Origin of the sequence: Kribbella jiaozuonensis, from assembly GCF_005233875.1 — a bacterium.
GTDB classification, from domain to species: Bacteria; Actinomycetota; Actinomycetes; order Propionibacteriales; family Kribbellaceae; genus Kribbella; species Kribbella jiaozuonensis.
Genome location: NZ_SZPZ01000001.1, coordinates 756,571 through 779,695 on the forward strand (window position 1 = coordinate 756,571; position 23,125 = coordinate 779,695).

At 67.3% G+C, this 23,125-nt stretch carries 25 protein-coding genes; 16 read left to right on the plus strand and 9 right to left on the minus strand.

Features of this window, described 5'->3' with window-relative positions; all coding sequences use genetic code 11:
• Positions 1-15 precede the first annotated feature (15 nt).
• The 10 genes from FDA38_RS03655 (at position 16) to FDA38_RS03700 (ending at position 9,405) form a co-directional block, all read left to right on the plus strand.
• On the plus strand, positions 16-855 hold the full coding sequence (locus FDA38_RS03655; protein ID WP_137252633.1) for a DUF11 domain-containing protein: 840 nt from the start codon (positions 16-18) through the stop codon (positions 853-855).
• 166 nt (positions 856-1,021) lie between these two features.
• Positions 1,022-2,647 (plus strand): type 2 periplasmic-binding domain-containing protein, encoded by a 1,626-nt coding sequence (locus FDA38_RS03660; protein WP_137252634.1) that lies wholly within the window; start codon positions 1,022-1,024, stop codon positions 2,645-2,647.
• Positions 2,647-3,603: an ABC transporter permease gene (locus FDA38_RS03665; protein ID WP_233714504.1), complete on the plus strand. Its 957-nt coding sequence runs from the start codon at positions 2,647-2,649 to the stop codon at positions 3,601-3,603. The genes FDA38_RS03660 and FDA38_RS03665 overlap by 1 nt, the downstream gene beginning before the upstream one ends.
• On the plus strand, positions 3,600-4,475 hold the full coding sequence (locus FDA38_RS03670; RefSeq protein ID WP_137252635.1) for a carbohydrate ABC transporter permease: 876 nt from the start codon (positions 3,600-3,602) through the stop codon (positions 4,473-4,475). Before FDA38_RS03665 ends, FDA38_RS03670 begins: the two co-directional genes overlap by 4 nt.
• A gap of 17 nt (positions 4,476-4,492) precedes the next feature.
• Positions 4,493-5,491 (plus strand): LacI family DNA-binding transcriptional regulator, encoded by a 999-nt coding sequence (locus FDA38_RS03675; RefSeq protein WP_202877547.1) that lies wholly within the window; start codon positions 4,493-4,495, stop codon positions 5,489-5,491.
• A complete protein-coding gene (locus tag FDA38_RS03680; protein ID WP_233714505.1) occupies positions 5,455-6,957 on the plus strand; it encodes an arylsulfatase in 1,503 nt (500 codons plus the stop codon). Before FDA38_RS03675 ends, FDA38_RS03680 begins: the two co-directional genes overlap by 37 nt.
• On the plus strand, positions 6,941-7,690 hold the full coding sequence (locus FDA38_RS03685) for an aminoglycoside 3'-phosphotransferase (RefSeq protein ID WP_137252636.1): 750 nt from the start codon (positions 6,941-6,943) through the stop codon (positions 7,688-7,690). Before FDA38_RS03680 ends, FDA38_RS03685 begins: the two co-directional genes overlap by 17 nt.
• Positions 7,691-7,695: 5 nt before the next feature.
• A complete protein-coding gene (locus FDA38_RS03690) occupies positions 7,696-8,232 on the plus strand; it encodes an MOSC domain-containing protein (protein ID WP_137252637.1) in 537 nt (178 codons plus the stop codon).
• A 116-nt stretch (positions 8,233-8,348) separates the two neighbouring features.
• The gene (locus FDA38_RS03695; RefSeq protein ID WP_233714506.1) at positions 8,349-9,041 is read left to right on the plus strand and encodes a class E sortase; all 693 of its coding nucleotides are present in this window, start codon (positions 8,349-8,351) and stop codon (positions 9,039-9,041) included.
• Between the two features lie 31 nt (positions 9,042-9,072).
• Positions 9,073-9,405 (plus strand): hypothetical protein, encoded by a 333-nt coding sequence (locus tag FDA38_RS03700; RefSeq protein WP_137252638.1) that lies wholly within the window; start codon positions 9,073-9,075, stop codon positions 9,403-9,405.
• A 23-nt stretch (positions 9,406-9,428) separates the two neighbouring features.
• On the opposite strand, the gene FDA38_RS03705 is transcribed toward FDA38_RS03700, so the two are convergent.
• Both FDA38_RS03705 and FDA38_RS03710 read right to left on the minus strand, forming a co-directional pair.
• Positions 9,429-9,851 carry a hypothetical protein gene (locus FDA38_RS03705; RefSeq protein ID WP_137252639.1) on the minus strand — a complete coding sequence of 141 codons (423 nt, stop codon included), beginning with the start codon at positions 9,849-9,851 and terminating at the stop codon, positions 9,429-9,431.
• Between the two features lie 20 nt (positions 9,852-9,871).
• A complete protein-coding gene (locus FDA38_RS03710; RefSeq protein ID WP_233714507.1) occupies positions 9,872-10,606 on the minus strand; it encodes an SAM-dependent methyltransferase in 735 nt (244 codons plus the stop codon).
• 63 nt (positions 10,607-10,669) lie between these two features.
• Here FDA38_RS03710 and FDA38_RS03715 point away from each other — a divergent pair, with 63 nt between their 5' ends.
• Positions 10,670-11,455 carry a class I SAM-dependent methyltransferase gene (locus FDA38_RS03715; RefSeq protein WP_137252640.1) on the plus strand — a complete coding sequence of 262 codons (786 nt, stop codon included), beginning with the start codon at positions 10,670-10,672 and terminating at the stop codon, positions 11,453-11,455.
• Here the strand turns inward: FDA38_RS03715 and FDA38_RS03720 are convergent.
• Entirely contained in the window at positions 11,452-12,186 is a 735-nt protein-coding gene (locus FDA38_RS03720; protein ID WP_137252641.1) for a hypothetical protein, read from the minus strand. The two genes, FDA38_RS03715 and FDA38_RS03720, sit on opposite strands and share 4 nt — an antisense overlap.
• Before the next feature lie 170 nt (positions 12,187-12,356).
• Here FDA38_RS03720 and FDA38_RS03725 point away from each other — a divergent pair, with 170 nt between their 5' ends.
• The 4 genes from FDA38_RS03725 to FDA38_RS03740 are packed head-to-tail and all read left to right on the plus strand — an operon-like array spanning position 12,357 to position 16,710.
• Positions 12,357-13,559, plus strand: a complete 1,203-nt coding sequence (locus FDA38_RS03725; RefSeq protein ID WP_137252642.1) for a neutral zinc metallopeptidase — start codon at positions 12,357-12,359, stop codon at positions 13,557-13,559.
• Positions 13,560-13,577: 18 nt separating this feature from the next.
• Positions 13,578-14,864, plus strand: a complete 1,287-nt coding sequence (locus FDA38_RS03730) for a neutral zinc metallopeptidase (protein WP_137252643.1) — start codon at positions 13,578-13,580, stop codon at positions 14,862-14,864.
• Positions 14,864-15,811, plus strand: coding sequence for a neutral zinc metallopeptidase (locus tag FDA38_RS03735; RefSeq protein WP_137252644.1), 948 nt, complete (start codon positions 14,864-14,866; stop codon positions 15,809-15,811). The genes FDA38_RS03730 and FDA38_RS03735 overlap by 1 nt, the downstream gene beginning before the upstream one ends.
• Positions 15,808-16,710, plus strand: coding sequence for a neutral zinc metallopeptidase (locus FDA38_RS03740; RefSeq protein WP_137252645.1), 903 nt, complete (start codon positions 15,808-15,810; stop codon positions 16,708-16,710). The genes FDA38_RS03735 and FDA38_RS03740 overlap by 4 nt, the downstream gene beginning before the upstream one ends.
• A gap of 6 nt (positions 16,711-16,716) precedes the next feature.
• Here the strand turns inward: FDA38_RS03740 and FDA38_RS03745 are convergent, their stop codons facing one another.
• Positions 16,717-17,172 (minus strand): GNAT family N-acetyltransferase, encoded by a 456-nt coding sequence (locus tag FDA38_RS03745; protein WP_137252646.1) that lies wholly within the window; start codon positions 17,170-17,172, stop codon positions 16,717-16,719.
• A gap of 180 nt (positions 17,173-17,352) precedes the next feature.
• On the opposite strand from FDA38_RS03745, the gene FDA38_RS03750 reads away from it, so the two are divergent.
• Positions 17,353-18,180: a mechanosensitive ion channel family protein gene (locus FDA38_RS03750; protein ID WP_137252647.1), complete on the plus strand. Its 828-nt coding sequence runs from the start codon at positions 17,353-17,355 to the stop codon at positions 18,178-18,180.
• A gap of 60 nt (positions 18,181-18,240) precedes the next feature.
• Here FDA38_RS03750 and FDA38_RS03755 read toward each other — a convergent pair whose 3' ends face one another.
• The 5 genes from FDA38_RS03755 to FDA38_RS03775 form a co-directional block, all read right to left on the minus strand.
• A complete protein-coding gene (locus tag FDA38_RS03755) occupies positions 18,241-18,771 on the minus strand; it encodes a hypothetical protein (RefSeq protein WP_137252648.1) in 531 nt (176 codons plus the stop codon).
• 39 nt (positions 18,772-18,810) lie between these two features.
• Positions 18,811-19,533, minus strand: a complete 723-nt coding sequence (locus tag FDA38_RS03760) for a hypothetical protein (protein WP_137252649.1) — start codon at positions 19,531-19,533, stop codon at positions 18,811-18,813.
• Positions 19,534-19,626: 93 nt separating this feature from the next.
• Positions 19,627-20,631, minus strand: a complete 1,005-nt coding sequence (locus tag FDA38_RS03765; protein ID WP_137252650.1) for an N-acetylglucosamine kinase — start codon at positions 20,629-20,631, stop codon at positions 19,627-19,629.
• Complete coding sequence (locus FDA38_RS03770; protein WP_137252651.1) at positions 20,619-21,875, minus strand: 6-phospho-beta-glucosidase; 1,257 nt, start codon at positions 21,873-21,875, stop codon at positions 20,619-20,621. The genes FDA38_RS03765 and FDA38_RS03770 overlap by 13 nt, the downstream gene beginning before the upstream one ends.
• 10 nt (positions 21,876-21,885) lie before the next feature.
• Positions 21,886-23,073, minus strand: coding sequence for an ROK family transcriptional regulator (locus FDA38_RS03775; protein WP_137252652.1), 1,188 nt, complete (start codon positions 23,071-23,073; stop codon positions 21,886-21,888).
• Positions 23,074-23,125: the final 52 nt, after the last annotated feature.

Sequence of the window (23,125 nt, forward strand, 5' to 3'; positions counted from 1 at the left end):
GGGGGGCTATTGCTTATGCATGCCTGGAAGTTGTTTCGTGCTGCGCTGGTGACGGCCGTCGCCGGTGCGACACTGGTGACGGTCCCGGTGACCGCTCACGCGGCACCGCCGACGAGTGCGATCGAGGTCAGTACGACGTCGGTCGCCCGCGGGGAGACCTTTACGATCAAGCAAACCGTGTACAACTCGGACTCGGGCACGGTCCTGGGCGGCAAGGCGACGCTGTACGCCAAGGACGCCATGCTCCCGGACATGGTCGACCTGGTGTCATGCCCGGAGGCCACGGCGTGTGACACGCTCGGGACCAGCGTCCGGGCCGGGACCGGCGACGTACTGCCGGGTGCGTCCAAGACCATCACCTTCACTTTCCGGGTGAAGGACGACGCGCCGCTCGGGACGATCCAGTTGCAGCACCAGTTCGTCGGCGAGAACTTCTCGTTCGAGATCATCGACGGACCGGAGCTGACCATCAAGGAGGCGCCGGCCGACGTCGCCGTCTCGCTGAGCGGGAAGGCCACCGGAGCGAAGATCACCTACACGATCGGCGTGAAGAACAACGGCCCGGGCACCGCGACCGGGGTCCGGGTGGTCGGCACCTTCCCGGCCAACCTGGCCTACGTCAGCACGACCTGCGCGCGGGTCGGGTCGACGCGATCGGTGAACTGTGACATCGCCTCTCTGGCCAGCGGCGAGAGTGCGACGCGGACGTTGACGGTGCAGGCGGGGCTGCTGACGATCGGGACGCTGACCACGACCGCGCAGCGGACCGTCAGCGCACCGACCGACCCGGTGGTCGCGAACGACAAGGCGAGCAAGGTCTGCCGGGCGCTGACCTGGTTGATCGTTTCTTGCTAGCAACGCGCTGAAACAGTAGGACGGCCGGCGGCCGCGGGTTCTCGAGCCCGCGGCCGCCGGCTTCATTTTTGTCTCATGCCTTGCATCCGAGGGCGGCAGAGGTTTACGGTCCGGGTTAACGTTTAAGTGAGTGTTAGTGAGCACTTCTTCGAAACTTGGAGCAACTATGATCAGTCGGCGACGGTTTCTGCAGGTGACCGGTGCGGCGATTGCCACCTCGACGACGCTGGCGGCCTGTGGCGACGGTGGCGCGTCGAGCGGCGGCGCGAAGGCGTCCGGTGAGCTCAAGCTCCCGACGTACAGGCCGTTCGAGGGGCTGCACCCGGACTTCCCGGGGGCCGAGTCCGGCCTCGAGCCCGGGTTCCTGAAGTTCCCGGCGGATGCGATCTCGAGTGTGAAGGCGCCGCCGCTGACGAACGCGGTGACCGCGCTGACCGAGACGTTCGCGACGCCCCCGCCGCCGATGGGCAGCAACCCGATGTGGCAGGCGCTGAACTCCGCCCTCGGCGCCGAGCTCAAGCTGACCATCGGCACCGACCCGGGCTACCCGGAGAAGTTCGCCACGCTGCTCGCCAGCGACTCGCTCCCGGACCTGATGTGGCTGCCGCCGAACCAGGGCATCCCGAACATCGGCCCGATGCTCGAGGCCAAGTTCCAGGACCTGACCAAGTACCTGTCCGGCGACGCCGTGCTCGAGTACCCCAACCTGGCGGCGCTGAAGCCGGCCTCCTGGCGGACCGCGGTGGTGAACGGGAAGATCTGGGGCGCACCGATCCCGTCGACCCCGTTCGGCCAGGTGATGATGGGCAACCCGAAGACCTGGGCGAAGGTCGGCGGTCTGCAGTGCACGACCGCGGACGAGTTCTTTGCCAAGTGCAAGGAGCTGAGCAACGGCACGAACTACGCGCTCGAGCCCGCGATCATCAACATGCTGCACATGTTCGGCGAATGGTTCGGCGCCCCGAACGGCTGGCGGGTGAACTCCGACCGCTCGCTCACGTACCTCTACGAGACCGACAACTACAAGGCCGCCGTCGAGTACGCCGCGAAGCTCTGGGCCGCCAAGGTGTTCTACCCGGACCTCAACCTGGCCGACGCGACGCCGAAGACCGTCAACGGCCAGATCGCCGCGCAGGTCACGGTCGGCCCGCGGGCGACCGCCGACTTCCGGAACCTCGACCCGACGCTGTTCGTGGACACGATGATCCCGTTCGGCCATGACGGCAAGGCGAAACCGACGTACGACATGGGCTACGGCACGGTCGGGTTCACGCCGTTCAAGAAGACCGACGAGGGCCGGATCCGCGAGCTGCTCGCGCTGATGGACTACCTGTCCGCGCCGTTCGGCACCAAGGAGTACCTGATCAAGAACTTCGGCGTCGAGGGGCAGCAGTACACCCTGGACGCGCAGAAGAACCCGGTGCTGACCAAGGCCGGCAACCAGCAGGCGCCCGGACTGGTCAGTGCGCTGCAGATCATGAACTCGCCGGAGAGCGTGATCTTCAACCCGGCGTACCCGGACGACACCAAGAAGATCTACGCGACCGAGCAGAAGCTGCTCAAGTACGCGATGCGGAACCCGACCGCCGGCACGTACTCCGACACGTCGAGCAAGCTCGGTCCGAAGCTGACCGCGGCGTTCCGGGACACGATCGTCGACATCGTCACCGGCCGGCAGAAGATGGACGCGTACGACGCGGCGCTGAAGCGCTGGAAGTCCGGCGGCGGTGACAAGATGCGCGACGAGTTCGCGGCCGTGCTGCCTGCGAGCGTGCCGGTGACCGGGTCGTGATGCTGAAGTCGAGTGCGGCTGAGCGGCAGGTCAAGAACGGCCTGCCGCTGAAGGCGAAATGGGCCCGGGACTGGCAGATGGTGCTGCTGATGATCCCCGGAGTCGTGTTCCTGCTGGTGTTCTTCTACCTGCCGGTGCTCGGCAACGTGGTCGCGTTCCAGGACTTCCAGCCGTACCTCGGGATCATGCACAGCGAGTGGAACGGCCTGCAGAACTTCGTCAACCTCTACGACAACCCGGACTTCTGGGACGCATTGCGGAACACGTTGCTGCTTGCCGTCGTACAACTGGTGCTGTTCTTCCCGGTGCCGATCGGGCTGGCGCTGATCGTCGACTCGCTGGTCAGCAACCGGTTCCGGCGGTGGTTCCAGACGATCGCGTACCTGCCGCACTTCCTGTCCTGGGTGCTGGTCGTGACGCTGTTCCAGCAGTCGCTCGGCGGGGCGGGGTTCGTCAACAACCTGCTCCGGCACGCGGGACTGGATCCGATCCCGTTCATGACCAACCCGGACACGTTCCCGTTGCTCGTGGTCGCGCAGCTGGTCTGGAAGGACGCGGGCTGGGCGATGATCATCTTCCTCGCGGCGCTGACCACCGTGGACGTCTCGCTGTACGAGGCTGCCGCCGCGGACGGCGCCGGCCGGTGGCGGCGGCTGTGGCACATCACGCTGCCGTCGCTGCGGACCGTCATCGTGCTGCTGCTGATCCTGCGGATCGGCGACATCCTCAGCGTCGGGTTCGAGCAGTTCATCCTCCAGCGCGACTCGGTCGGCCCGGGCGCGGCCGAAGTACTCGACACGTTCACGTACTACGCGGGCGTGGTCGGCGGCGACTGGAGCAGCGGGGCCGCGGCCGGTCTGGCCAAGGGTGTGGTCGGGGCGCTGCTGTTGTGGGGCGCGAACTCACTTGCTCATCGGCTCGGCGAGCCGGGTATCTTCCAAAGGCGCGGCGCATGAGACCTATCTGGAAAGAGCGTCCATCTCCTGGCTATCAGGCGATCAAGGCTCTGGTGCTGGGCGGGTTCGCGCTGGTGATCGTGATCCCGATCCTGGTCGTGATCTCGACGTCCCTGGCCAGTGATCGCGACATCATCGATGCCGGCGGGTATGTGCTGTGGCCGTCGCATCCGACGCTGAAGGCGTACCAAACGCTGTTCGGCGGCGGGTTGATGGGCCGGGCGATCCTGGTCAGCGTGTTCGTCACGCTGATGGGTACGGCGATCGCACTGGCCGTCACGATCGCGCTCGCGTACGCGACGTCGCGGCCGGTGCTGTTCGGACGACCGGTGTTGCTGATGGTGCTGTTCACGTTGCTGTTCGCGCCGGGGATCATCCCGATGTTCCTGGTGGTGAAGCAGCTCGGGTTGCTCGACAGCCTGTGGTCGCTGATCCTGCCGGGGGCGTTGGGTGCCTTCAACTTCGTTGTCCTGCGCACCTTCTTCATGAACGTGCCGGGTGAGTTGCTGGAGAGCGCGCGGATCGACGGCGCGAGCGACTTCACCATCCTGCGACGGATCGTGCTGCCGCTGTCGAAGGCCGTGGTCGCGGTGGTCGGGCTGTTCTACGCGGTCGGGTTCTGGAACGCGTTCTTCAACGCGCTGCTGTACCTGAACGACACGTCGAAATGGCCGGTCCAGGTGATCCTGCGGACGTACGTGCTGCAGGGCAAGTCGCTGTCGGCGGACCAACTCGGCGTACATCCGCCGTCGCAACCGCAGTCCCTGCAGATGGCCGTCGTCGTGGTCGCACTGGTCCCGATCGCCATGGTGTACCCGTTCCTCCAACGGCACTTCACCAAAGGCGTCATCACCGGTGCGGTCAAAGGCTGATCTGCAACAATCGTCCTATGTCCTCACCTGCGGCCGATCGGCCGACGCTGCGCATGGTGGCGAAGGAGGCAGGTGTCTCGGTCGCGACCGTGTCCTACGTGCTGTCCGGGCGGCATCGCAGCCACACCATCAAGGACACGACCGCGGACCGGGTCCGCGAGGCCGCCACGCGACTCGGGTACCGACGCAACGATGCGGCGCGCGCGATCCGGACCGGGAAGTCGGACCTGGTCCTGCTCTCGCTCAGCGTGCTCGCCGACCCGTGGTCGCAGGCGGTCGCGGCCACGGTCAGTACGGCGGTGACTCCGCTCGGCAAGACCGCCCTGATCGTGGCCGACGGCGACTGGCGGACCGTGCTGGCGAACCGGACGCCGGACGTGATCTTCATCGACAGCGTCAAGCCTGATCCGTCCCAGATCGCTGAGCTGGAGGCGTTTGCGGCGCAAGGTGTGCAGATCGTGGCGTTCAGCGAGACGCTCGAGCCGGAGGGCTTCGACGTGATCCGGTCGGGCGCCGAGCCGCGGTGTCATCTCGCGGTCGAGCACCTGCTCGAGCACCACGACCGGGTCGGCGCGCTGACCTCGCGGACCACGGACTTCGCGCGCTTCGACGCCTACCTGAACACGTTGCGTGCCGCCGGCAAGCCGATCCGGGACGACGACATCGAGGTCTTCGAGCAGCATCCCGAGGGTGCGTACCGGGCCGCGATGGCGTTGCTGTCCAAGCCGGATCGGCCGACCGCGCTCTACTGCACCACGGACTTCGCCGCGATCGCCGCCGTACGGGCAGCGCATCGGCTGCGGATCGACGTACCGCGGGAGCTGGCGATCGTCGGCGTCGGCAACACGCCGGAGGGCGAGCACCTCGACCCGTCGCTGTCGACGGTCGGGCCGGTCAACTTCAACGAGGCGCTGGCGCAGATCATCGTGAGCAGGCTGACCGATCGAGAGGGTGCTCCGGGTGAGGTGTTCGACTTCCCATGGCAGTTGATCGTGCGGGAGTCGTCCCGGGTATGAGCCGGCCGAATGTCGTACTGATCTGTGTCGACGAGTGGCGGGGTGATGCGCTGTCGTGCGCCGGTCATCCGTACGTCGAGACACCGCATCTGGACGAGTTGGCGCGGGGTGGGGTGCGGTTCAGCCGGGGGTATTCGGCGACGCCGACTTGTGTGCCGGCTCGGGTCGCCTTGTTCACTGGGCAGTCGCAGGAGCGGCACGGGCGGGTCGGGTACACCGATGGTGTTCCGTTTGATGCTGCGCATCCGGTGACGATCCAGGGTGAGTTTCGCCGGGCGGGGTATCACACGCAGGCGATCGGGAAGATGCATGTGTGGCCGGAGCGGGCGCGGCTCGGGTTCGACGACGTCGTACTGCATGACGGGTTCCTGCATCATTCGCGGCGGGAGTATCGGCAGCAGTTCGGGTTCTTCGACGACTACGTGCCGTGGTTGCGGCGGCAGCCGGGGGCGTCGCCGGACGCGGAGTACTTCGATCACGGGGTGAACTGCAACTCGGTGGTCGCGCGGCCCTGGGACAAGGCGGAGTCGTTGCATCCGACGTCGTGGATCGGGACGTCGACGATCGACTGGTTGTACCGGCGGGATCCGACGCGGCCGTTCTTCTTGTACTTGTCGTTTCATCGGCCGCATCCGCCGTACGATCCGCCGGCCTGGGCGTTCGACCGGTACGACGCGTTGCCGCCGTACGAACGGGTGCTGGGTGATTGGGAGAGTGACTGGGACGAGTTCCGGCGCGACGGGGACTACCAGGCGTCGATCGGGGATCTGCCGGACCGGGTCGTTCATCGGGCGCGGGCCGGGTATTACGGGTTGATGGCGCAGATCGACTTGCAGATCAACCGGATCCGCGAGGCGCTGGTCGACTTCGGGGTGTACGACGACACGATCATCGCGTTCACGTCGGATCACGGCGAGATGATGGGCGATCATCGGATGTTCCGGAAGTCCGTGCCGTATGAGGGATCGGCGCATGTGCCGTTCATTGTCGCGGACCGCGCGTCGGCTGCGGGTGCGACGCGGGGTGGGGTTGTCGATCAGGTGGTCGAGTTGCGGGATGTGATGCCGACGTTGCTGGATCTGGCCGGGGTGCCGATTCCGTCGTCGGTGGATGGGTGTTCGCTGGCGCCGTTCCTGCGTGGGTCGTCCGTGCCGGTGCGGGAGTGGTTGCATGGGGAGCATCTGCATTTCGGGCAGTCGATCCAGTGGGTGACGGATGGGCGGGTGAAGTACGTGTGGGGGTCGGAGCGTGGTGTGGAGCAGCTGTTCGACCTGGTGGAGGATCCCGGGGAGTTGCGGAATCTGGTTGCGTCCCGTCCTGAGTTGCGTGCAGTGTGGCGGGATCGGCTGATCGAGTCGCTGACCGGCCGCGAAGAAGAATTTGTTGCTGATGGCAACCTGGTGGCCGGCCGTCCGGTGACCGCGATCCTCGAGCACACCAGGGAGAGAATTGCTGCCGCCGGGTGACGACTGGAGCTTGGTAGACGTCGGTGAGTCCGATACGACGGTCTACCGGCGGGGTGAAGTCTTCGCCAAGTGCTGCGGTCCGTCGGGCGTCGCGGAGTTGGCCGCCGAACGCGACCGCGTCGAGTGGCTGGCAGGCACCGGGATCCCGGGTGCCAGGGTCGTCGATTGGCTCGAGTCGTCCTCGGACGGTGCCTGCCTGCTGACCTCGGCCGTCGCGGGTGTGCCCGGCGGCGCGCTCCCGCCGTCGTCGTACGAGCGCGCGATGCGGGGCTTCGGTGTGGTGCTCCGGGAGCTGCATGCGTTGACCGACTGCCCGTTCGAGCGCCCGCTGGCATCGGTGATTGATGTTGCGGCGGACGTCGTACGGCGGGATGCGGTGAATCCGGACTTCCTCACCGACGAGTGGCGGCTGCTGAAGCCGTCGGAGCTGCTCGACCAGGTCGTTGCTGAGAGCCCCTATGTCGAGAGTGTCCTCGAGCCTGTGGTCTGCCATGGTGATGCCTGCCTGCCGAACGTGTTCTTCGATCCGCAGACGTTGGAGGTCACGGGGCTGATCGACCTGGGGCGGCTGGGCATCTCCGACCGGTACACCGATCTGGCGCTGGCGGCCATCCAGCTCCACGACGAGTGGTCCGCCGATCCTGCGCCGTTCTTCGAGGCGTACGGGCTGTCGGAGCCCGACTCCCGGCGCCTGGAGTTCTTCCGCCTCCTCGATCCACTCACCTGGGGCTGATCCGCATGCTGGTCGAGCTCGTTGCGTTCGTCGTCTCCCGCCAGCACGCCTTCGAGGGGCGACCGGCCGACGGGCCACGCCCGGATCCCGAGCCGGTCGCGCGCACGTCGATTGAGGTTCGCGCCGAACTGGGTATCGTCGGCGACCGCTACTACGGCCAGAAGATCCACAAGAACGCCGCCGTCACGCTGATCGACGAGGCCTCGCTCGACGAGGTCGTCCGGACCCTCGGTCTACCCGGACCGCTCGACCCACACCTCACCCGCCGCAACATCACCCTCCGCGGCTACCCAATCGACGAGCTGGCCGCACATCGCGCGGCGGACGGCTCACGCGTCACCGGCCGCCGCTTCACCCTCGACTCCGGCACTGGCCCCATCACCTTCCAGGCCAACCGCCCCGCCAACCCGTGCGCCTGGATGGACGAGGTACTCGCCCCCGGCGCAATGAAGGCCCTCCGCAACCACGGCGGCATCCGCGCGACGCCGCTCACCTCCGGCGTACTCCGTCTCGGACCGGCCGAGCTCACCGTCCTGGACTGAGTGTCTGGCCGACTTCCTGCCGCCGTGGGTGGCTGAGTCTCTGGCGGTTTCGGCCGAGCTCGCCGTGCTCGCCGGGGTTTCGGGTGGTTTTCGGTGGCGCGTCGTACCGTCTGAGGGTGAGGCTGGTGGGGGCGATTGTGGTGCTGGCGGTGTTGGCCGGCTGCACGGACACGGCGGCGACCAGCCCGAGCCCGACATCACCCGTCCCGACGATCTCGCCGTCCGCCACCCCGACGCCGACCGACCCGACGCTCAAGCCGTCGACGCCCACACCGACGCCCGCGCCGCGGCCGACCGGCGTTGGTCCGGTGAGCATGTCGATCCCGGCGATCGGCGTACGTGGGTTGCGCGTGGTTGCCTACACCGGCACGGCCGACGACCGGCCCGGGACCAAGATCCAGGACCGAGGCGTCGCCGCGAGTCCCCGCGGCAAGGCCGGTGGCGTCGGCCCGGGCGAGATCGGGAACTTCATCATCACCGGCCACCGCGTCAGCCACGGCCGCCCCCTGGAACACGTACCCGACCTGCAGAACGGCGACCACATCCTGATCACCGCCAACGGCACGGTCTACGACTACGTCGTCACCCGCACCATGACGATCTCGTTCCGCAAACCCGCCGAGAAGGCCCAGCAGAACGCCGCAGTCCCCGGTTACCCAGGCGCCAAGCCGACCCAACCGATGATCACCATCTCCACCTGCGCCACCATCGAAGACCACGCCGCCGGCAACTTCTGGCACGACGCCCTCGGCAACCCCGAACACCGCATCAACAAAATCGGCGTCCTCACCGCGAGCCATTCGGTTTGATCTGCCATCGACCACAGGCGAACCTTGGCAGATGACCACTCCAGATCCCGACAGCGTCGTCGAAGAACGGTGGATCATCGACACCAACCTGCGGCCGCTGTGCGAATCCGTGGCGGAATTCGTGGGATACGAGTTCGACGACTCCGACTGGCAGGCCATCGACACCGCTCTGCCGACGACAGATGTCGAGCGTTCCGTCTGGTACGACCACCCGTTCTCGGGTCAAGCACCCGTGACGCTGGAAGTCGCAGCCGATCCAGGGTCGTCCGTGGTCTTCGTCAGGTTCTTCGACGTGTCCGACGACCGTACGAAGGCACAGATCGAAGCCGCGCTGCACATCTTCGCCAGCTGGGAGCTGGCTTAGTCCAGCTCGTTGCGCCGCCCGGACTACTTCCGGCCGAACTTCCACCACTTCGGTTTGTTCATCTTGATTTCGTCCGGGGTCATCGGCGGCGGGACGGGTGGGCGGGATTCCTCGGTGAGGAAGTTGCCGGACTCGGTGTCGTACGGCGTGACGCCGAGCTTGCGGCTGATTTCCATCACGATCGGGATCGAGCGCGGGCCGTCGTTCAGGTAGAACGTGATGTCGCGGACCTCGACGCCCTTGCCGATGGTCATCTCGACGTCGTACTCCGGACTTCGCAGCGCCAGCCAGGACGGTTTGCTCGTGTCGACATCCGGCACCACCTCCCGGACCGCAGCCACCACGTCGGTCGCCGTACCGACCGATGGCGGCTCGTAGTCGACCGGCATGTCGTCGAGGCGACGTACGCCTCCTGGCCCGCGCACTGCATAGACAGCCCAGCTCATGCCCCCAGCATGCCAGGCGGTCAGCGCTTTCGGGCGGCCAGGATCGCGAACGTTAGATACTCGCCCTGATCCGTCTCGAGCATGTCGAGCGAACCGTCGCGTCGCTCGTCCCTGTACTCCGCGACCGCGCGGGACCATCTGAGCCAGTCCGACCAGCCGTTCTGCTGCAACCGGGCCGCGGTGACGTCGACCAGTTCCGTGATCTCCCACTGGAATCGCCACCAGTCCGCGGTGTGCCAGGCGAGCGCCTCCCACCCGACCACGTTCTTGATGTGCTCCGGGATGAGGCCGAGCTCCCGGACCTCCTTCGTCATCGCCGGAGTCGCGACTCCGAACTGACCGCCCGGCTTGAGGAAGCTGGTGATGTAGGTGAGGTAGTTGTCCGCGGTCCCGAAGTACTCGTACGCGTCGACGCAGACGATCGCATCGAAGAAGCCCTTCGCGAACGGCAGCGTATGAGCCTCCGCCTTGAGCGTCACCACCCCGGCCTGCGGCGCGATGTAGGCAGCAGCCTCCGTCGGGTCGACCCACAGGTCCGCGGCCCACACCTGTACGCCGTACTCCTTCGCCAGGAAGACCGCGGTCGCGCCCTTGCCGGATCCCAGATCGAGCACCCGCATACCGGGCCGCAGATCCAGCTCGCGGGCCAGATCCTCCAGCAACCACAGAGGATTCGGGCCCATGTCGCCGGACAGCAACCACTCGGCGTCGTACTCGTTGGCCCTTGGATAATCTTCGTGCTTCAGCTCCACCACGCGCACAGGGTAGCGGTGCCAAAACGGGATGTGCTCGGGTTTTTCGACCAGCACAGTGGGTGAATGGTTGATCTTGATCCGTTGATTCACGAGTTCTACCGGGACCGGTACGTCGAGGACGATCGGCTGATCCGCTCCGGACACGGCCGGCTGGAGTTCGTGCGAACGCAGGAGCTGCTGCGCCGATGGCTGCCGCCCGCGTCCGACGTACTCGATATCGGCGGCGCGACCGGAATCCACGCCCGCTGGCTCGCCGCGGACGGTCACCAGGTCACGCTGGTCGATCCGGTCGTGGAGCATGTCGAGCAGGCGGCGACCGCGGGTACGTTCACCGCGGAGGTCGGCGACGCCCGGCAACTCCGACAGGCCGACGCCAGCGTGGACGTCACGCTCCTCCTCGGCCCGCTCTACCACCTGGTCGAGGCGTCCGACCGAGCCCAGGCGCTGTCCGAGGCGCTGCGGGTCACGCGCCCAGGCGGCCTGGTGATCGCGGCCGGGATCAACAGGTACGGCGGTCTGATCGAGGCCGGCAGCAACGGTCACCTGAGCCCGGACAACCTCCACCTCTTCACCGAACCTTTCGCCTCCGGCCGTAATGACGGCAAGTCCGGCTTCACCGTCGCGTACTTCCACCACGCCGACGAACTGTCCACCGAACTCACCACCGCCGGCCTGACCGACGTAGAGGTCCTCGGCGTAGAAGGCCCCGCCGCCAACGTCCTCCAAAACACCCCCACCGACGACGTCGACGCTCTCCTCCCCGCCGCCACCCTCCTGGCCCGCCACGTCGAGTCCGACCCCAACCTCATCCCCACCAGCTTCCACTTCCTGGCCCGCGGTACCCGCTAAACCGAGATCACCGCGATCGGGATCCCGTCCGCCTGCAGCAATACCCGATCCGCCAACGGCTGCGTCAGCTTCGCCATAACCACCCGTCCGACCGCGACCGCGGGAATCGCCTCGACACCCGGGCGGGTGGCGCCGTCGAGCACAAGAACCACCGCAGTCCGCGACTCGAGCACAGCTCCCACCCACAGGTCGGTGTACTCCGGCGGCGACCCGTGCACCATCCACCTGACCGTCCGCCCGCGGTCGGTCAGCACCGCCGGCGGCAGGCCTCGCAACCCACCCCGGTAATTCGAGTCCAGCCCTTCAGGCCACCAGAGCTCGACCGCCGGATCGATCACATGCAGGGGCGGATACCCGCTTCCTTCCGCCTTCGGGTTCGGTGCATGTCCCGGCCGGTACCTCAGCCCCTCGAACTCGATCCGGTACGCCGGAAGCGGTCGATGCCCACGATCCGTGCGGAACTCCGGGGCAACCCGCCGTACGGAACGCACCCGTACCGGATCTCCCTGCCGCTGCCGTCTCGGATCCGGCTGCAGCGCCTCCAGCAGCCAGTCCGGTATGTCCACGTCGGAAACCACCGCCGCATTCCGGAGTACGTCCGTCCGGTCCTCCAGCATGGGAGCCCCGCCCGGGCCGTGCGAGAAGCTCATCAGGACGATCGGCCGCGGTTGGCGGTCGAGCGGGAAGTCGGCCCACCAGGCCAGTGCCTCTTCGGGCAGAAGGTGGTGCATGTCTCCAGGGGGTGACGGTCGCGAAACGATGTCAATAGGTGCAACTCGGTTTTCGGCAAGGTGGTGCAGGCCGTAACATCAGCCGTCGGCCGGCACTGGGGGTGTTCCGGCCGTTCTGGCGAATGGGTGGGACCGGCGTGGGGCCGGTACTGGGGAGAAGCGGGGAAGTCATGGCCGACAAGCCGGCACCCAAGCCTGGTCACTTCCTGCCTGGTGGCGAGGGTGAGCAGGGGACGACGGACACTCAGCGTCCGACCGTGCCGTCGACAGCTGCGCCACTGGCGGCGCCGACGCCGCGACTGGGTGGCGAGGCCCCGCCGACCCCGCCCCAGCTGCAGGGCACCCGGATCGACCCGCGCCGTACGACGTTGTCCGGCAGCCGGCTCGGACCGCCGCCGGCCGACGACCCGGCCGCCGCGGCGTACCAGGCGGTGTTCCACCCGCAGCCGATCCCGTTCGACCCGACGAAGCGGCGCTCGAAGGGCCTGGTCGCGCTGATCGTGGTCGCCGCGCTGCTGTTCGTCGGCGGTGGGGTGACGTTCGCCGTCAAGGTGTTCTCGTCCGACAGCTTCAGCGTGAACCCGATCGTGACGCCGTCGGTGAAGCCGACCGGCGAGCCGTCGACCACCCAACCGGTCGGGAAGGGTACGCCGGACGCCGACATCGTCGGCAAGAACGCGATCTACGCGGCCGGCGCGATGCCGGTGGTGAAGTGCCAGGAGCCCGCGTTCCGGCCGACCTCGATGGAGAACGTGCGCTCGTACTACGAGGCGCTGACGGCCTGTATGGACAAGGCCTGGAAGCCGATCGTGACCAAGGCCGGGTTCGAGTTCCGGTCGCCGCGGCTGATCATCTACAACGAGGGCGACGAGACGGCGTGCGGCGTACAGAAGGACCTCGCGCTGTACTGCCAGGACGACCAGGGCGGCAGCGCGACGATGCCGTGGCAGAAGATCGTCGAGGACTACCCGAAGCACAAGGCCGAGATCCGCGCGGAGATGGCGCAGACGTTCGCGTTCGTGTACGGCGTCCACGTGCAGAACCTGACCGGGATGGCCGACGCGTCCGACAACCTCGCCGACACGGCCGCGAACAAGACGAAGCAGTTCGAGCAGCAGCGGCGGGCCGCGCTGCAGGCGTACTGCTTCGGCGCGGTGTTCTTCGGCGCCGCCAAGAACAGCTTCCCGCTGCGCGGTGAACTGCTGAACCAGTGGAACGGGCTGATCCAGCGCCGCGGCGACGACAAGACCAAGGACAAGACCCCCGACCACGGCTCGAGCAAGAGCCTTGCCCTGTGGATGAACCAGGGCTTCGCGACAACCAACCCGGGCAGCTGCAACACTTTCGTCGCAGCATCCGCGAAGGTCAGCTGAGCGAGATGGGAATGGTCGATGCCTGAGTCCGAGGACGGTACGCCGAAGCCGGGACACTTCCTGCCCGGTGGCAGCGAGGAGCCGGCCGCCGGCACACGTCCGCTGACCCTGAAGAGCCGCCAACCCGACGGCCTCGGCAAGGCCCGCTCGGTCGCGCTGGAGGATTCTCCGGTACGCCGCAAGGCTCGCCCGATCCCGACCGAACCCGGCACCACGAGCGAGTACAGCGGCCCACCGGTCGCACCGCTCACCGGCGCCCCGCTACCGCCCCTCACCGGCACCCGCCGGATCGGCGGTCCTCGTACGACGGGCTGGCACAAGAACCCGTCCCGCGGCGTACCGCAGTTCTCGACCGAACCACCGCCGGTCAAGCCGCCCCGGCACTACTCGCACCGCGTGATCGCCGGCCTCTCGGCCCTGGTCCTCGTCATGCTCACCGGCGCCACCGTCGCCGGCTTCAAACTCATCAACTCCTACGACACCAGGGTCGACAACCCCCTCTCCCAGCCGTCGGTGAAGAAGTCCCAGGTCCCGATCCCGGTCCCGCCGGACCCGACGGTCACCGTCACGGTCCCGGGGATCCCGGACATGGTTCGCCTGCAGAAGAACAAGATCTACACGTCCGGCAAGGTCGCGGCGATCAGCTGCAAGGAGCCGGCGATCAAGCCGGACTCGCAGTCCGCGATCCTGCGCTACTACCAGGCGCTGCTGCCCTGCCTGAACAAGGCGTGGGAGCCGATCGTCAAGCGGGCCGGCTACGACTTCCGGGCGCCGAAGCTGAAGCTCCAGAGCAGTCAGGCCACTTCCGAGGACGACTGCACCGGTGAGTCGAAGACCGCCTACTACTGCAGTGACGACGAGAGCATCAACATCAGCTGGAAGAACGACCTTGCGTACTACAAGGACAGCCCGCTCAGTGCGCGCGTCTGGATGCTCGACACGCTCGCGCACGAGTACGGCCACCACGTCCAGCAGATGACGGAGATGATCACCGCGTCGTTCTCTCGCGAGGGTTGGACGAACTCCAAGGCAATGAAACTCGAGTGGGCCCGGCGCCGGGAACTGCAGGCGACCTGCTTCGGCGCGGCCTTCCTCGGCGCCAACAAGAAGCCGCTCGGGTTGTCGGGAGAGAAGCTGCGGCTCTGGCAGTGGGAGGTGCAGCACTCCGGCGACGAGTACAACCCGAAGAAGGTCCGCGACCACGGCTCCCGCAAGAGCAACTGGGCCTGGTCCGACCCCAGCTTCAAATCCGCCAGCCCCGCCTCCTGCAACACCTTCAGCGCCCCAGCCGCCAAGGTGAGCTGATGCACCGCGGACCGGCGGTGGCGCTGGTCGCGTCGGTTGTGGTGTTGGCCGGTTGCGCGCCGTCGCGTGCGCCTGCCGCTGCACCGGCACCCTCGACGACAACACTGACCGCGACGACGCCGTCCGCGACGGCACCGCTGGTGACGCCGACGCCAAAGCCCAGCCGGGCACCGGTTGCGCCGAAGACCGTGCGGGTTTCGCCGAAGGCACCGACCCCGACGTACCGCTCGTTGGAGAAGAAGTACCTGGTCCGCAACAAGATCTACTCGGCGGGTCTGGTTCCGGCGGTGACCTGTGCGTTGCCAGAGATCGCGCTGACGACGCGGAAGGAAGTGCAGCAGTACGCGAACGCGGTCCTGGGCTGTCTCCAGCGAGCCTGGAAGTCAGTTGTCGAGCGGTCGGACGTCGCGTTCTTCTCCGCAAAGGTGTACTCCGTCAATGCGGGTGCGAAGACCCGCTGCGGGATTCTCACCAAGGAGGTCGGGGGCTTCTACTGCGCGGCGGGCTCCGGGATCTATCTCGACTGGCAGGAGTTCGTCGAGGACAACGAGTACGACCGGGTGTGGGCCGGGGTGTACCTCCAGTTCACGATGGCGCACGAATTCGGCCACCATGTGCAGCAGTTGGTCGGAATCTCGGAGTACTACGACGAACGCTCGGAACGCGTGAAGGGCGCGCTCGGCCTGCAAGAGATGCGCCGGCACGAACTACAGGCGTCCTGCTTCGCCTCCGCGTTCCTCGGCGCGAATCAGCAGACCCTGGACCTGTACGACGCGAAGTTTCAGGCGTACCGGGACGCGGCGTACTCCGGCGACGACGACCCACCGGCATCCACACCGGACCACGGCTCCCGCAAGAGCAACACCGCCTGGGCCGAAGCCGCCTTCACCTCCAAATCCCCCTCCGCCTGCAACACCTGGGCCGTCCCCGCACAACGAGTCACATGACACTCCCGAAACGCCTGTTGCCCGCGACAATCACCGCCCTGTGCCTCCTGTTCGCAGCAGCCTGTACGCCGACCGACGCCGCACAAAAGCCGCTTGTCTCAGCAACGCCCTCGCCGAAGCCCACTCCGACGAAGCCCTCGGTGACGCCGCGGACACCCCCGGCCAAGCCGATGCCCGTCATCGATCCGGTGGATGAATCGACCAAGGGGAACAAGCTGTACGCCGCAGGCAAGGTCGCGCTCGTGCCGTGCACGTTGCCGACGGTCGTGTTGCGCTCCGACAGCGAGATGCTCAAGTACGCCCGGGCGATGGTCGCCTGCATGCAGAAGGCCTGGACACCACTGATCCTCAAGTCCGACGCGTACTACGGTGGCGCGAAGGTTGCGGCATATTCCCTCGGAAAGGGGCCGGACTCGCCGCTCTGCGACGATCCGCCGAATGACAGCGGCGCCTTCTACCAGCCTCAGGGCAGCGTGATCTGCCTGGACCGCAAGTCGCTCGGGACCGATCCGGAGTTCGCTCTGATCGACCTCCAGGAGACTGTCGCGCACGAGTTCGGTCATCATGTCCAGATGTCGGTCGGCATCCTGACGTCCTACGACATGCGCGACTACGCCGGCAGCACGGAGCGGCTGGAAGACGAACGTCGCTTCGAGTTGCAGGCGAGCTGTCTGGGTGCTGCATTCCTCGGTGCCAACCGTCGTACGTTCGGTCTCACCGGCCGGCGTCTCGAGATCTGGCGATACCTGGTCCGCCACCTCGGCGACGAGTACAACCCCAAGCACATCCGTGACCACGGCTCACGGACGAGCCACGGCTACTGGAGCCTCCGCGCGTTCGACGCCGGCAATCCGTCGGCCTGCAACACCTTCACCGCCCCGGCGAAACGTGTCAGCTGACAGTCGCTACCCGAGTTTGAGTTTGAAGCCTTCGTGGGAGTTGGTGAAGCCTAGGTTGGTGTAGAAGCGGTGGGCGTCGGTGCGGGTCTTGTCCGAGGTCAGTTGGACCAGGGTGCAGCCTCGGGTGCGGGATTCTTCGATGGCCCATTGGATGAGTTTGGTGCCGAGGCCGGAGCCGCGGGCGGGGGCGGCTACCCGGACGGCTTCGATCAGGCCGCGGGTGGAGCCTCGGCGGGACAGGCCGGGGATGATGGTGAGCTGTAGCGTGCCGATGACCTCGTTGTTGCGATCGGCAACCATCAGCAATTGATTGGGATCGCCATCGATCTGCTCGAACGCCGCCAGGTACGGCGTGAGGTCGTCGACGGACTCGCGGGTGGCGCCGAGTTGGTCGTCGGCGATCATCGTGACGATCGGGGCGACGTCGGCGGCGGTGGCGCGGCGGATCACGAAGTCGGTCATGGTCGCAGCATCTCAAACTTATGCAAACACTTTTCCTAGCGGGACCCGCCGCAACGGGCTGTTTGCCCTGCGCAACCAAGGGTACGAGTGATACTGGACACCACTGCATCCGCCCGTGTGCCGGGGTCGTGTGCAGTCCTGCGCGACAGCGGATGCGGGCCAATTCGGAAGGAAGTCCCGATGTCCGCATTAGCGATCGACTTCACCGGGCCGTTCGAAGATGCCTTCAGCAAGTTGCTGTCGTTCATCCCGAACCTGCTCGGCGGTCTGGTCATCCTGGTGGTCGGCTACTTCGTCGCCAAGGTGCTGGGCAAGCTCGTCGGCAAACTCCTCGGCCGGGTCGGCTTCGACCACTGGATGGAAAGAGCCGGCGTTTCCGGTGTGCTGCAGCGGTCGGGCACGGGGCTGACCGCTTCGGCGATGCTGGGCAAGGTCGTGTTCTGGTTCGTGTTCCTGATCAGCTTCACGATGTTCGCCTCCGCCCTCGGCGTACCGGAGATCTCGAACTTCATGAGCAACATGCTCGGCTACATCCCGCGGATCTTCGCCGCGATCGTGATCATCTGCCTGGCCGCCCTGTTCGCGAACTTCCTGGCCGCGATCATCCGCGGTGCCACCGGCAACGAAACGCTCGCCAAGGTCGGCAAGTACGCGATCCTCGTGTACGCCGCCTTCGCCGCGCTCACCCAGCTCGGTATCGCGGTCCAGCTGACCGGTAACACGCTGCTGATCGTGCTCGCCGGCGCCGCGCTCGCCCTCGGTCTTGCTTTCGGCCTCGGGGGCCGCGAGATGGCCGGTCGCGCATTGGCCAACCTGTTCGACCGCGAGAAGATGATGAAGCCGACCGCGGATCCGAACCCGATGAACGGTACGCCGTCGTACCCGAACCAGGGCGGCTACGACAACGGCTACGAGCAGCCGATGCCGCCCCAACAGCCCCCGGCCGCGCACAGCGCCGGTTACTCCAACGGCACCCAGCCCACTGGTAACTGGCAGTCGGGGCAGTAGATCCGAAGTAGTTCTCCTCAAGGCGGGCGGCGATCCTACCGGGTTGCCGCCCGTCCCTTGTCAGCTCTCCGAGGCGTCGGGGCCGGCCTCGCGGACGTCCTCGACCTTGCGCATGGCTTCGCGGAGGTCCGCGAGCCAGCTTTCGCTGTGCTGGGCAACGAGTTTGACGCACCAGCCGAGGGCGTCGCTGCGGGAGCGGGCCACGCCGGCGTCGACGAGGGTGTCGAGGACCTGGCGCTCGGGCTGGCGGAGGCGGGTCATCACCGGCGCGGACAGCGAGGTGAAGATCGTCCTGGTCTCGCCGCAGCGGACGCCCCAGGCGACCTTGCGACGGGTGGCGTGCTCGAGCTCGCGGGCGATCTCGATCCGGTGGTCGCGGGTGTCCTCGCGGAACTGCTTGACCCGGCCCGCCTCGGCGGCGGAGCGCTCGGAGTCGCTCACGTCCTTGCTCTGCTCAGGTGCGGGGATCCGGCCGACGATCAGGATCTCGTCCCGGTCGATCGACAGCTCGGTCTCACCCTCGAACCAGTCGCCCGGCAACCGCCCGGTCAGCCAGCCCCGCACCTTCTCCTGCTCGGTCTGTGTACTCATGTAATCATGATTACACCTCAACAGGACGAGCTCAAGCAATCAGCGGTACTGCACCGTGTACGCCGCGTGCGCGTCCCCCTGGGACAGCCCGACGTTGGACACACCGATCACCAGCCTGTGCTTGGTGACGTCGTTCCGGTACGTCACGTACGTCGTCCCGGCCGCGCCCTCGGTCGCGATCCGCGTCCAGTGCGAGCCACCCTTCGCGGCGACCTTGTGCAGCTGGGCGGCCGCGGTCGGCGTCGCGTAGTACGCCGTCCACTTCGTGTCGCCGCGTCCCCAGGCGCGGACCAGATTGTCCGACCACTGGACCGCGTTCCAGGCCTGCGGCTCGCCGCTGAACTTCGCGGTGTACGCCGCGTGCCAGCCGTTCGCCGCGCGCAGACCGACGTTCTGTACGCCGATCGTGAGGTTCCCGCCGCGGGCATCGTCGTGGTACGTCACGTAGATCGTCCCAGCGGCGCCTTCGGTCGAGACACGGCGCCAGTGGATGCCACCGGGTAACGCCTGTCCGTAGAGCGTGCGGGTGACCGCCGTCGACGCGTAGCAGTTGGCCGTTGCGGTCGCGCCGCTGCCCCACGCCCGCACCAAGCGGTCGGCGTACGCCGCCGCGGAGATGTTCGTCGCAGACGCGAGCTTGCTGCAGCTCGCCGTCGTCGTTGTCGTGCCGGCGTTGGCCGGCGCGGCAGCTCCGGTGAGCACGATCGGTGCCGTCACCGCGAGCGCCGCAGTACTGCCGAGACCTATGATCCTTCGAATCATCATCGACCTCCCGAGTGGATGTGGTCCTACTTGTGGGACGCCACATCACACCCGGGAGTTTGCATCGCACTCCAATGAAACACGGCTGCAATATCAAGCAGCCGGCGGTGGCGCGAACGCTGCGCGTAACCGTTCCTGCGCGCTCGCTTCGGCGGCCGTGTGGTCAAGTCCGAGCAACGCCGCACCAACCACCGGCGGTACGTCGACCACGCGCGGCACTGCCTTCGGAGCGATATCCGCGAGCAGACGCGTGACGCGATCGAGCAACACCGAGTGTCCCGCGGTGAGAACGCCGCCGCCGAGTACGACGGTGACGCGTTCGTCGAGCAGCTCGAGGCGCCGCAACGCGCTGACCGCCATCGCGACGATCTCCTCGGCCTGCTGTTGAATGATGCCCAGGGCAACGGTATCGCCGTCAGCAGCAACCTGGAACAGCACCGGCCCGGCCTCCAGTTGCCGCTCGGCCGGGAACTCGCCGAAGTGGAACGCCTCGATCACTCCAGCCAGCGACGACTTCCCGTAGTGCGTCGGCAGTGCCGTCAGCAGCGCGGTCGCCGGCCCGCGCCCGTCCTCGGCCCGCGACGCCGACCAGAACGCCTCCTCAGCCAGCTGTGCACCACCGCCCCAGTCGCCAGTCATCTTCCCCAGCGCCGTGAACCGCGCAGTCCGCCCGTCCGGCAACATCCCGGAGCAGTTGATCCCCGCACCGCACACCACCGCCACCCCACGCGGCTCGTCCACTCCAGAACGCAGCAACGCAAAAGTGTCGTTGGTGACGTACACCGACTCCGCCCAACCACAATCCTCGAAGACAGCCGTCAGCTGCTCCACCTCGATCGGCAGATCGGCGTTCGCCAGGCACGCCGAGATCTGCTGCACCAGCGGTACGTCGCCCAGCTGCAGTCCGGCGTCTGCCGCCGCAGCACGTACCAGCGGTTCCAGTCCGGCCACTGCGGCCACAGGCCCGATCTTCTGCGGCTCGAACCCACCACCTCGCGCCGTACCGAGCACTGTCCCGTCTGCGGCAACCAATGCGACGTCTGTCTTGCTGTTGCCGGCGTCGAAGGCGAGAACTCCGCCCGGTACTAGCGCGCCCACGGCAGGTACGCCTTGTTGTGCGCCAGCAGCTTGTCGGTCAACTCCTGCGCCAGCGAGATCTGCCCGACCAGCGGATGCGCCAGTAGCGCCCTGAACACACGCTCGGATCCGCCCTTCACAGCAGCCTCCAGTGCGAGCTCCTCGTACGCCGTCACGTGCGCGACCAGTCCGGCGTACGACGGCTCCAGCGGGGCGACCGGCTCCGGCGTCGTACCCTCGGCGCCGACGGTGGCAGGCACCTCGATGACGGCATCGTCAGCGAGGAAGGGGAACGTGCCGTTGTTGAGGGTGTTCACCACCTGGACGTCACCGGTGTTGTTGAGGAGTGAGGACGCGAGTGCGACAGCTGCCTCGGAGTAGTACGCACCGCCGCGCTTCTCGAGCAGTGCAGGCTTCTCGTCGAGCTTCGGATCGGCGTACATGTCCAGCAGCTCTTTCTCGAGTGCTGCGACCTCAGCGGCCCGAGACGGCTTGGTGAGCAGCTCCTTCACCACTGCGTCATGGGCGTAGTAGTAGCGCAGGTAGTACGACGGTACGACGCCCAGCTCGCGTACGACGTCCGCCGGCAGGATCAGGTCCTCGGACAGCTCGTCCAAGTGCTCGGCGAGCAGCTTCGGCAGCATGTCCTCGCCGTTGACGCGGACCGCGCGCTCCCAGGTCAGGTGGTTCAACCCCACGTGGTCCAGCGACACCTCTTCCGGCGTGACCCCGAGCATGGCGGCGAACCGGCGCTGGAACCCGATCGCCACGTTGCACAGCCCGACAGCCTTGTGTCCGTGCGACAACAGCGCACGCGTCACGATCCCCACCGGGTTGGTGAAGTCGATGATCCACGCATCCGGATTGGTACGCCGTACCCGCTCCGCGATGTCCAGCACCACCGGCACGGTCCGCAGTGCCTTCGCGAGGCCGCCGGCTCCGGTCGTCTCCTGGCCGACGCAACCGCACTCCAGCGGCCACGTCTCGTCCTCGTTGCGCGCTGCCTGCCCACCGACGCGCAGCTGGAGCAGTACGGCGTCCGCACCCTCGATGCCGGCGTCCAGGTCGGAGGTGGTGATCACCCGGCCCGCATGCCCTTGTTTTGCGAAGATCCGGCGGGCCAGACCGCCGACCAGCTCTAGCCGGTCCGCTGCCGGATCGACCAGCACCAGCTCCGACACCGGCAACGTGTCCCGCAACCGGGCGAAGCCGTCGACGAGCTCGGGCGTGTAGGTGGATCCGCCACCAACGACTGTGAGTTTCACCCTGTGACTCCTAGGTAACCGGTGGACCCGCTGTGTCGAAGACTTCGTCGCGGGTGGTGCTCAGTGCGGACTGCAATGCTCCGGAGAGCACGGGGTCGGTGCTGATCGCGGTCATCAGCAGCTGCGGCCGCGGTACGGAGAGATCGGCGAGCTCGTCCTGGACGAGGCCGCGCAGCCGTTCGCCGCCCGCGGTGATGACGCCACCGGCGAGCACGATCAGCTCGGGGTCGACGACCGCGACGATCGCCGCCAGACCGACGGCCAGCCGGTGCGCGAACTCCTCGAGTACGGCGTCGCCCGCGCCCTCGGTCTGCAGTGCGATCGCGATGGCGTCTTCCGGCGTACGCGCCTTCAGGCCGTGTTCGCGGGCGAGCTCCAGGACCGGTTCGCCACCGGCGAGCTCCTGGAAGCCGCCGGCGTTGTTGCGGCCGACGTTGCGGACCAGCGGCGTACCCGGGAGTGGGAGGAACGCGACCTCACCCGCGCCACCGGTCGCACCGCGGTGCAGCCGGCCGTTGATCACGATCGCGGCGCCGATGCCTTCCTCGCCCCACAGCAGCACGAAGTTGTCGTGCTCCTGCGCATGGCCGACGCGCTGCTCGGCGATCGCGGCCAGGTTGACGTCGTTCTCGACCTCCAGCGGTACGGCGATCGCGGCGGCCAGCTCTTCGAGCAGATGCGGCGCGTGCCAGCCGGGCAGGTGGGTCGCGTACCGCAGCCGGCCGGTGGTCGGGTCGAAACCACCCGGAGTACCGATCGACACGCGGTGCAGGCGCTCCCGGTTCAGACCTGCTTCGCCGGCCGCGCCCTCGATCGCCTTGACCACCCGGTCGACCGTGCCCTTGGCGCTGCGGCCCGGAGTAGCCAGCTCGTACTCGCCGACCACCTTGCCGGTGAGGTCTGCGATCGCAGCCCGGATCCGGGTCGGCGTGACATCGAGGCCCGCGACGTACGCGATGCCGCCGTTGATCTCGTACAGCTGCGCGTTCGGCCCGGGCCGGCCGGCGGTGGTGCCGCGCTGGCGGACCAGGTGCGCTGCCTCCAGGCGTGCCAGCAACTGGGATGCGGTCGGCTTGGACAGACCGGTCAGGTTGCCCAGCGTGGTGCGGGAGAGCGGGCCCTGGCTGAGCAGCAGATCCAGGGCGGCGCGGTCGTTCATCGCGCGCAGCAGGCGCGGCGTTCCGGGTGTTGTTGCCATGAGCCAACCCTGCCTCCCGTCGCCGCCCGTGGGTACTCGCCGCGCTGATCTC